The sequence below is a fragment of the Bifidobacterium sp. B4081 genome (assembly GCF_026537335.1).
In the GTDB taxonomy this organism is placed as follows: Bacteria; Actinomycetota; Actinomycetes; order Actinomycetales; family Bifidobacteriaceae; genus Bombiscardovia.
Genome location: NZ_JAFNMM010000010.1, coordinates 1 through 1,931, shown reverse-complemented (window position 1 = coordinate 1,931; position 1,931 = coordinate 1). Strand labels below are relative to the sequence as shown.

Below are 1,931 nucleotides of genomic sequence, written 5' to 3'. Positions count from 1 at the left end.
TTTAGCTCAGTTGGCAGAGCGTCTCACTCGTAATGAGAAGGTCGACAGTTCGATTCTGTCAAGTGGCTCTTTTGACAGCTGCCCTTTGCAGGGGTTAGGTATGCAGCAGGCGCGAGTGGCGTAATGGTAGCCGCGCAGGATTTAGGTTCCTGTGTCTTCGGACGTGTGGGTTCGAGTCCCATCTCGCGCACAGGTATTAAGAACAGGGCCTGCCTTCATCTCCATGGAATTGGAAAAATGGGGGCGGGCCCTGGCTGATGCGTCCTAGGTCAGTGGCGGTTTTCCTGCTTGTTCCTCAGGCAGGCCACGAAGCCGACCAGGCCAAGCGCCATCAGCAGCAGGATCCTGAACACGGCCAGGGGCCACCCGCCCGTCAACGGCAAAGCCGAGTTGGAAGGACGGAACTCCAGCGTCTGCGACACGACGGCTGACTGGTTTCCTCCTTGGAACCTGCCCTGGGCGTCAGCGCCCTCAGCATCATCGGAAAGCACCTGCGCAGTGAACTCGCCCTTGTTGACGCCCTCAGGCGGAACCGCCTGCCACAAGCCCTGGTCACCCACAACGGCATCCGTACTGCTATTGCCGGGCCAGGTCACACGCACCACGGTCCCCTTGGTTTCAGGAACCTTCGCATCCCCGTCCACATACTTATAGGCCCTGCCCGCCACCTGGAAGACGTCATGGCGATCAACGGTCAGCGTGGTAGGGGTCATGTCCACCTTCCGCTCGATCGAAGCCGGCTCCGAGCTGACGTTCATCGGGTTGATCATCTCAACCCGGAAGGCGTACGTCTGCGTCTCGTCGCTGCCGTTGTAGCCGGTGAACCTGCCAGCAGGGATGCTCAGCGTCCAGGACCAGGCGGAAGCCGCCGTCTTGACGACCTTGAGCACAGAACCCGACGCTGGATCCGCAACAGACGACGCAGAGCCGACCGCCGCATCCCTCTGGAAGGTACCGGCCGGGGCGGTCACCAGAGGAGTCCAGCCCGAAGCGGCCCCCTGCTTCATCGAAACAGCCATCTTCGAACCAGCCATCCCCAGCCCCCCCGAAGACCAGGCCGTATACACAGGCGACGCCTCACCCCTGAACACGACGACCGAACCTGCAGGCAGGCTCCCGTTCACCGTATGAGGCACAGCGACCGCGAGCTTGCCCGCATCCGGAGCATTCTCCCCGGACACGAAATAAGCCGTGCCGACATTCGAGAAGAAAGAAGTCAAACCGAACCCGGAGGTGGATTCAACCACCCAGGCATGATACCGCCGGTACCCGCTATACTTGTTGCCGGGATCCGGCGCCGGATACTGCTTATTGTCGTCCTGTACCTGCCAGGAGCCCCCCTGCCTGCTGCCAGCATCGACCCTGCACTCGGCCTCGCCCAGCCTGAACCCCCACGTGTCCGCGCTTCTGGCCAGGGCGTCATCATTCCGGCCCTGCCCGCCGCCGATGGGATTGGCAGGATCCTCCCCATAAAGAACAACCATGTTCGGATGCGCCTCATCCCTGGAAGGCGTGCACTCACCACTGACCACCGGAGCAAGCCTGCTGGTATACACGCTCCCCGAAGCATCCAAAGGACTGTTCGCGTCATTCTCGATCTTCGTGATCGTCGGATCCTTAGGACGAGCCACATCATACTTATAAAAAGCCGTATTGATGGTCTGCCCAGCAGTCAGGTTCCTGTCCTTCGTCGAAGCGGACATGTTGTCATCTATCCCCACAAGACCTTTGCTCATGGGGTTGTACACTTCAGGACTGACCGTGCAAGCGCTCCCGTCCCGGTTCGTGGTCACAGGCCACGTGACCATCTTGAAATAACCATCAAGACCCTGCTTCTCCTTAGCCTCCCCGAAATTGATGGAACCGTCCGAATTCTGCGCAGGCATAGGATTGCCATCCTTATCAGTCGCAAACAACTCATTCGGATTATT

The 1,931-nt window shown here is 59.8% G+C and carries 1 tRNA gene and 1 pseudogene; one reads left to right on the top strand and one right to left on the bottom strand.

Annotated features, from left to right (window positions below):
* The first annotated feature begins 109 nt into the window (after positions 1-109).
* Positions 110-190, top strand: a tRNA-Leu gene (locus tag J3T92_RS09425).
* Between the two features lie 79 nt (positions 191-269).
* Here the strand turns inward: J3T92_RS09425 and J3T92_RS09420 are convergent.
* Positions 270-1,931: pseudogene (locus tag J3T92_RS09420) on the bottom strand (hypothetical protein); the annotation flags it as partial.